The organism is Candidatus Halobonum tyrrellensis G22, assembly GCF_000495475.1.
Taxonomy (GTDB): Archaea; Halobacteriota; Halobacteria; order Halobacteriales; family Haloferacaceae; genus Halobonum; species Halobonum tyrrellense.
The window spans coordinates 23,246-31,196 of the sequence record NZ_ASGZ01000030.1; the positions used below are offsets into that span (position 1 = coordinate 23,246).

The following is a 7,951-nucleotide window of genomic DNA, read 5'->3' on the forward strand; positions in this document are numbered from 1 at the left end:
GAGCCGTCCGCGACGGACGGCGGGGCTTTTCCCCCGCGAGAGCCAACCGATCGCCATGAGTCACGACCGCACGGAGGCCGGGTTCAAGCGGCGGACCCGCGTCGCCGCGGCCCGCGAGCGACTGCTCGCGGCCGTCGAACCGCACGACCGGACCGAGCGCGTCCCGCCGGCCGAGGCGGACGGCCGCGCCGTCGCCGGGACGGTGACCGCGCCCGCGCCCGTCCCGGGGTACGACCGCGCCGCGATGGACGGCTGGGCCGTCCGCGCCGAGGACACGTTCGGCGCCTCGGACCGCTCGCCGGCCGTCCTGGCTCCCACCGACGGCGGCGCGGCCGAGGGGACCGAGGTGACCCCGGGGGGTGCGGTCCGCGTCCACACCGGGAGCGCGCTCCCGCCGGGCGCCGACGCCGTCGTGATGGTCGAACGAACCGAGGCGGTCGGCGGCGAACTCGAGGTGTTCGACGCCGTCACCGACGGCGAGAACGTCGGCGCGACGGGCGAGGACGTCGCCGAGGGCCAGCGGCTGTACGACCCGCCCCACCGGCTCCGCCCCTCCGACCTCGGCCTGTTGAAGTCGGTCGGGCTGACCGACGTCGAGGTGGCCGAGCGGCCGCGCGTCGCCGTGGTCCCGACGGGCGAGGAGTTGGTCCAGTCCGACCCCGACCCGGGCGAGATCATCGAGACGAACGGCCTGACCGTCTCGCGGCTGGTCGAGCGGTGGGGCGGCGACGCGGCCTACCGCGACACCGTGACCGACGACGAGACCGCGCTCCGCGACGCGATACGGCGGGACCTCGACCGCGACGTCGTCGTCACCACCGGCGGGTCGTCGGTGGGCGAGCGCGACCTGGTGCCCGACGTGGTCGCCGAGATGGGCGAACTGTTCGTCCACGGCGTCGCGCTCAAGCCGGGCCACCCGGTCGCGCTCGGCGCCGTCGAGGGGACGCCCGTGGTGATGCTCCCGGGCTACCCGGTGTCGTGTATCGTCAACGCGGTCCAGTTCCTCCGGCCGGCGCTCAAGCGGGCGGGGCGGCTCCCCGCGGACCCGCCGCCGACCCGGCGGGCGACGCTGACCCGGAAGGTGGGGAGCGAGCCGGGCGTGCGGACGTTCGCGCGCGTGGAGGTGACGGACGGCGGAGCCGACGCGGACGACGACCTGGCCGAGGCGACCCCCACCCGGTCGGCGGGCGCGGGCGCGCTCTCGTCGGTCGCGCTCGCGGACGGCTGGGTGGTCGTCCCCGAGTCCCGCGAGGGGGTCGACGCGGGCGAGACGGTCGACGTGGAACTGTGGGAGGCGCTGGTGTGAGCCGGAAGGAGTTCCGCGACCTTTCGACGCCCGCCGAGGCGCGCGAGGCGGTCGAGTCGCTCGACCTCACCCCCGACCCGGAGACGGTGCCGCTGGCGGAGGCGCGCGGGCGCGTGCTCGCCGAACGGGTCGACGCCGACCTCGACGTCCCCGGGTTCGACCGCGCGTCGATGGACGGCTACGCCGTGCGCGCGCGCGACACGTTCGGGCACGACGAGACGGACCCGGCGACGCTCGACCGCGTCGGCGCGGTCCACGCCGGCGAGGAGCCGTCGGTGACCGTCGAACCCGGAACCTGCGCCGAGATATCGACGGGCGCGGTGCTGCCCGACGGCGCGGACGCGGTGGTGATAGTCGAGCGGACCACGGAGACGGCGGACGGCGACCGAATCGAGGTCCGCACCTCGGTCGCGCCGGGCGACAGCGTGATGTTCGCGGGCGCGGACATCGCGGCGGGCGCGCGCGCGCTCGGTCCGGGGACCGAACTCACGCCCCGCGAGATCGGGCTGTTGTCGGCGCTCGGCCGCGATGCGGTCGAGGTCCGGGGGACGCCCGTGGTCGGTATCGTCTCGACGGGCGACGAACTCGTCCGGCCCGGCGAGGAACTCCACGGCGAGCGGGGGCAGATCTACGACGTGAACAGCTACACCGTCGCGGCGGGCGTCGAGGAGGCGGGCGGCGATCCGCGGCTGTACCCCCACGCCGGCGACGACTACGAGGCGATGGGCGACCTGCTGGTGGAGGCGAGCGAGGAGTGCGACCTCGTGTTGTCGTCGGGGTCCACCTCCGCGTCGGCCGTCGACGTGGTCTACCGCGTGATCGAAGAGCGGGGGGAACTCCTCTTGCACGGCGTCTCGATCAAACCCGGCAAGCCGATGCTCGTCGGCCGCGTGGCCGAGTCGGCGTACGTCGGGCTCCCCGGCTATCCGGTGTCGGCGCTCACCATCTTCCGGACGTTCGTCGCGCCCGCGATACGGCGCGCGGCGGGGAGACCGGAACCCCGCACCGCGACCGTCGAGGGGCGGATGGCCGTCCGCGAGCGCTCCGACGAGGGCCGGACCCGGCTGGTGCCCGTCGGGTTGGTGGAGGGCGGGCCGTCGGAGGCGGTCGGTGACGACGACGGAGCGACCGGGGGCGCCGACGCCGACGGAGCCGCCGGCAACACGCTGGTCTACCCGGTCGACAAGGGGTCGGGCGCGACCACCAGCCTGGTCGAGGCGGACGGCGTCGTCACCGTCGACGCCGACACCGAGTACCTCGCGGCGGGCGAACGCGTCGCGGTGGACCTGTTCTCGCCCGACGTGCGTCCGCCGACGCTGTTCGGCGTCGGCGAGGACGACCCCGCGTTCTCGCGGCTGCTCGATGGACTCGACCGGCCGCGCTACCTCGCGGTCGGGAGCCGCGAGGGGCTGCGCCGCCTGCGCGAGGGCGTCCCCGACGTGGCGGTGACCGCGGGTCCCGACGAGCGGGAGTCGAGCGCCCGGAGCGGAGACGGGACCGCCGCCCGGGTGGACGCCGTCGACCTCGGCGGGTGGACCCGCGAGTGGGGGCTGGTCGTCCCCGCCGGCAACCCCCGGGAGGTGACGGGGCTGGCGGACTTAATCGACCGCGACCTCCGGTTCGTCAACCGCGACGCGAACTCGGGGCTGCGGGCCAGCCTCGGCGAGGCGGTGGCGACGCTCGCCGACGAGCGCGGCGTCGACCGGCGCGAGGTGGTCGGGGCGATGGACGGGTTCGACCGGTCGGTCCGCGCTCACGAGTCGCCGGCGCGGCGCGTGCTCGCGGGCGACGCCGACGCCGGTCTCGGCCTGCGCGTCACGGCCGAACGGTTGGGGGCCGGGTTCGTCCCGCTGGGCGAGGAAGCGGTCCGCGTCCGCGCGAACCCCGACCGGACGGAGAAGGCGGGCGTCGCGGCGCTCCGGCGGGCGGTCGAGGGTGCCGACGGCGTCCTCGACGGGCTGGCGGGGTACGAGCCGCTGGAGTAGCGCCGGACGCGGGGAGGGACAGTGTGCGGGGCGGCGTGCGGGTCGGACGCGCTTACGGCGTCGGCGTCGCCTTCTGGAGTGCGGTCTCGGCGATGTTGCCGCCGTAGTCGGCCGACCGCGACAGCGAGTCGACGATCAGCCCGAGCAGTTGCGCGCGTGCGGGTTCGAGTTCGCGGAGGAGTTCGTCGATGCCGCGGGCGCGCTCGTCGATGTCGCGGACGGACGCGCGCGCCTCGTTGGCCAGCCGGGTCGCCTCGGCGTTGTCGTCGGTGAACAGCGCCTCCATCGCCCGGTCGACGACGCCCGAGGCGTCCGAGCGGAGCGCCGCGATGGCGTCGACCAGTTCGCCGGCGAGTTCCTCGCCGTGGCCCTCGGCGCCGAGTTCGAGCGTCAGGTGGGCGATCTTGGTGGCGTGGTCGCCGATCCGTTCGAGCTGTCGGGCGCTGGAGTGGTAGTCGAAACAGGTCTCGCGGCCGACGCCCAGTTCCTCGGCCGCCTTCGGCGTGCGAAGGGTCGCACGGAAGATCCGCGCGACCACCATGTAGAGGCGGTCGACGTCGTCGTCCCGCTGGATCACGTCGCGCGCCATGTCCTCGTCGCGTTCCGCGAGCGCCGCCACCGCGTCTTCGAGCATCGACAGCGAGATGAGCCGCATCCGGGTGACCGCGTTGTGGATCGACAGCTCCGAGGAGTCGAGCAGGTCGCGGATCACCACGCGGTCGCGGGTCTCCTCTAACACCTCGAGTCCCACGAGACTCTGGACCGCGTCGCGGAGGGTGCGCCGCTGGTCGTTCGTGATCCGACCGGACTCAAGCGCGATGATGTCGAACCCCGAGACGTACATCGTCATGACCGCGCGCGTGAGCTCCTCCCCCTCCAGGTCGCCGATGTCGAGGGTGCCCTCGGTCCGCTCCTCCTCGGACTTCGGCGTCAGGAACAGCGAGTCGCCCTCCGGGTAGAATTCGACCGTGCTGCCGGCGCTCACCCCGTTCTCGGTCGCCCACCCCTTCGGGATGGACACCGTGTACGTCGAACCGCCCGTCACCTGCACCTTCCGGGTCTCGACCATGTGCGTGGATCTGGGGCTTTTCCATATAAAACTACCCATAAGTATATAGTTTAACTCGACTGACGCCTCTCGATCCCCGTCCGCCGACGAACGACCGTCGACCGCCACCCACTGAACTCGTGGCGTCGAACGTGACGCGACGAAACCGCCGCACGGGACGCCGAAACTTCCGTGACGATCGGACCATCCAGTACCCGAATCGTGACACTGGTACCCAAAGCACCGTCTATAGGGCATTCATAGCAGAGTACATAGACGACTCGAACCACCGGTCGGGTGATGGCGAACGAACCGGTGAGTTCGGCCGCGGACCGAGTATCGCGTCGGAAATTTGTCGTCGCCGCGAGCGCGGCGGGAATCGCGGGTGTCGCGGGCTGTACTGGTGGCTCGGGCGAGTCCGGGACGGACACCGGCGGTGGGACGGACGCCGCTGCCGAGGCGACGGACACGAGCGAGGCGTCCGCGCAGCCGTCGAACACGAGTACGAGCACGGGTCAGGCCCAGCAGTCGGGACCACTCACCGCCGACGGGTCGTCGACGGTCTACCCGATCACCAGCCTCGCGGGGTCGTACTGGAACTCGAACCCGCCCGCCTCCGACGAGGAGTACTGGGGACCGGGGCAGTACGACATCGACACGGAGCAGGCGCTGGCGGACTACTGGGCCGGTCTCTACGGCCTCGAGTCCGGAGCCGAGGGGAAGCCGCCGTTCAAGACGAGCATCGGGCTGAGCCACAGCGGAACCGGGTTGGAGAAACTCCGGAACGGACAGGTCGACATCGGCGACTCCAGCGCGCCGGTGTCGGCGGAGTTCCCCGACGCGAGCGAGTCGGAACTCGAACCGTTCACGAACCACGTCGTCGGCGTCGACGCACAGCCGATCGTCGTGAGCAAGGCCATCTACGACGCGGGCGTGGAGAAACTCACCGTCGACCAGTTGCGCAAGATCTACACGGGCGAGATCGAGAACTGGTCGGGGATCGAGAGTTACTCCGGGCCGGACAAGGAGATCCAAGCGGTCGGCCGCGCGGTGGGGTCGGGCACCGACACCGCGTTCCGGCTCAACGTGTTCGGCAACCCGGACGCGGAGATCCCGGGCGTCGACGTCCGAAAGGGGCAGAATCAGCAGGTACAGTCGCTGGTGAGCAAGTCGAACAACGCCATCGCGTACCTGGCGCTCGCGTTCGTCGACCAGGAGACGGTTCCCCCGGTCGCCCTCGAGATCGAGGGGACGACGTACCGGTACGGCGAGAACCTCGGCGCGAAGGAGTACCCGCTCTCGCGCGACCTCCACGCGTACACGTGGGAGGACACCTCGAAGAAGGAGGCGGCGTTCCTCCGGATGATCCTCTCCGACTACGGTCAGGAGAAGTTCGTGGCGTCGAGTAACTACGTCACTCTCACCGACGCGCGCCAGGAAGAGGAGATGGGGAAACTCCCGAGCACCGACGCCTGAGCGAGGGGTCCACTCGAACGCTATATTTCGGCCCTCCGGGCCGCCGCCGCTCGTGAACCGGCGTGCAGTCCTCCGCTCTCCTCGATCTCGGGGTACATTCGACTATATAGGAGTAATAGTAGAGTACTTACTCGGAACTCGTCAATCTCGACTCGATGTCAGAGAGCCCGGTCCCACGACGGGCCGTTCTGGCCGGCGGTGCCTGTATCGCTTCCTCGCTCGCAGGGTGTATCAGCACCAGTGCGACCCCACCCGACGTGGCGGGGGACGACGGAACGGACGAGGGGGGCGGCGGTTCGGGCGGCACGGAACTACTCAAAGCGGGCGGCTCCTCGACCGTCTACCCGATCGCCAACGAGGCGAGTTCCTACTGGAACTCGAACCCGCCCGCCTCCGACGAGGAGTACTGGGGTCCCAGCGAGTACGGCATCCGGACCGACGAACGGCTCGCGGACTACTGGGGGAGCCTCTACGGCTTCGACGCGGCCAGCGGGGACAGCGCTCCCCCCTTCAGAGTCAGTGTCGGCTTGAGCCACAGCGGGACCGGGCTGGAGAAACTTCGGAACGAACAGATCGACATCGGTAACTCGAGCGCCCCGGTCGCGGCGGAACTGTCCGACGCGAGCCAGGAGGTGCTCGACAGCTTCGTGAACCACGTGGTGGGTATCGACGCCCAGCCGATCGTCGTGAGCCAGGCCATCTACGACGCGGGCGTGACCCGGCTGACCGCCGAACAGGTCCGCGGCATCTACACGGGCGAAATCGAGAACTGGTCGGCGATCGACAGCTACTCCGGGCCGGACAAGGAGATCCAGGCGATCGGCCGCGCGGTGGGGTCGGGCACCGACACCGCGTTCCGGGCGAACCTCCTCGGCGACCCCGAGGCGGAGATGCCGGGCGTCGACGTCCGGAAGGGACAGAACCAGCAGGTCGCCACGCTGGTCGGACAGTCGAACAACGCCCTCGCGTACATGGCGCTCGCGTTCGTGGACGACACGACGCCGGCCGTCACGCTCGTCGTCGACGGGACGGAGTACGAACCCGGGCGGAACCTCGGCGCCGAGGGGTACCCGCTCGCGCGCGACCTCCACATGTACACCTGGGAGGACACCTCCGAGAAGGAGGCGGCGTTCCTCCGGATGATCCTCTCGGACTACGGACAGCAGAACTTCGTCGTTCCCACCGGGTACGCGCGTCTCCCCGACGAGCGACAGCGCGAACAGCTCTCGAAGCTCCCCGGCTCGGAGGCGAACTGATGGGGACGGCCGGCGCGTCGGTCGCCTCCCGGTTCGGGAGTCTCGACCGCGGCGTCAAACTCGTGGGTACCGCCAGCGGCGCGGCGGTCGTCGCGACGCTGGTCGCCTTCCTCGTCGAACCGGCGCTCACCGTCTACCCGCTCATCGCGTTTCTCGTGGTGGCGGGGTACGGGTGGTACGCCCACCAGGAGAGCACGGCACAGGTGCTGATGTTCCTGATGACCGGGTCGACGGTGGTCGTGCTCGGTCTCATCACCGTCTACCTGTTCGTGCGGTCGGCCCCCGCGTTCGCGCACATGGGGTTCGACATCCTGTTGCGGACGGAGTCGCCGATGTGGAGCGCGTCGTCAGGGGTCTACTCGCTCGCGCCGATGCTGTGGGGGACGTTCCTGACGACGCTCATCGCGATGGTCATCGCCGCGCCCCTCGGCGTCGCCGGCGCGCTGTTCATCAGCGAGATCGCGCCCGCTCGCGTGCGCGAGGTGGTCAAGCCGGCCGTCGAGACGCTCGCTGGCGTCCCCTCGATCGTCTACGGCTTCCTCGGGTGGATCGTGGTGACCGACTACTTCTACAACGAACTCTCGCTGTCGGGGTACGGCAGCCTGTTCGTCGCCGGCGTCGTGATCGGCGTGATGGCGCTTCCGACGGTGGTGTCGGTCGCCGAGGACGCGATCACGAGCGTCCCCGGGTCGATGAAGGACGGGTCGCTCGCGCTCGGGGTGAGCGACTGGCAGACGATCAAAAGCGTCACGCTCCCCGCCTCCTTCTCGGGCGTCTCCGCGGCGGTCCTCCTCGGGGTGGGCCGCGCCGTCGGCGAGACGATGGCCGCCACGGTGATCCTCCCCCACCAGCAGGCGTTCCCGCAACCGTTCTACGACGT

Annotated in this window: 6 protein-coding genes; 5 read left to right on the top strand and 1 reads right to left on the bottom strand. The window is 71.0% G+C overall.

Annotation, left to right across the window (positions count from 1 at the left end):
* Positions 1-55: 55 nt before the first annotated feature.
* Entirely contained in the window at positions 56-1,306 is a 1,251-nt protein-coding gene (locus tag K933_RS09775; protein WP_023394568.1) for a molybdopterin molybdotransferase MoeA, read from the top strand.
* Positions 1,303-3,291 carry a molybdopterin biosynthesis protein gene (locus K933_RS09780; RefSeq protein WP_023394569.1) on the top strand — a complete coding sequence of 663 codons (1,989 nt, stop codon included), beginning with the start codon at positions 1,303-1,305 and terminating at the stop codon, positions 3,289-3,291. Before K933_RS09775 ends, K933_RS09780 begins: the two co-directional genes overlap by 4 nt.
* Positions 3,292-3,343: 52 nt before the next feature.
* Here K933_RS09780 and K933_RS09785 read toward each other — a convergent pair whose 3' ends face one another.
* The gene (locus K933_RS09785; RefSeq protein ID WP_023394570.1) at positions 3,344-4,360 is read right to left on the bottom strand and encodes a phosphate signaling complex PhoU family protein; all 1,017 of its coding nucleotides are present in this window, start codon (positions 4,358-4,360) and stop codon (positions 3,344-3,346) included.
* A 279-nt stretch (positions 4,361-4,639) separates the two neighbouring features.
* Between K933_RS09785 and K933_RS09790 the strand changes: the two genes are divergently transcribed.
* The 3 genes from K933_RS09790 to pstC all read left to right on the top strand — a co-directional run.
* Positions 4,640-5,815 carry a PstS family phosphate ABC transporter substrate-binding protein gene (locus tag K933_RS09790; RefSeq protein ID WP_023394571.1) on the top strand — a complete coding sequence of 392 codons (1,176 nt, stop codon included), beginning with the start codon at positions 4,640-4,642 and terminating at the stop codon, positions 5,813-5,815.
* A gap of 155 nt (positions 5,816-5,970) precedes the next feature.
* Entirely contained in the window at positions 5,971-7,071 is a 1,101-nt protein-coding gene (locus K933_RS09795; protein WP_049947761.1) for a substrate-binding domain-containing protein, read from the top strand.
* Positions 7,071-7,951, top strand: an 881-nt coding sequence (gene pstC / locus K933_RS09800) for a phosphate ABC transporter permease subunit PstC (RefSeq protein ID WP_023394573.1), incomplete at its 3' end; no start/stop codon positions are given. The genes K933_RS09795 and pstC, both read left to right, overlap by 1 nt.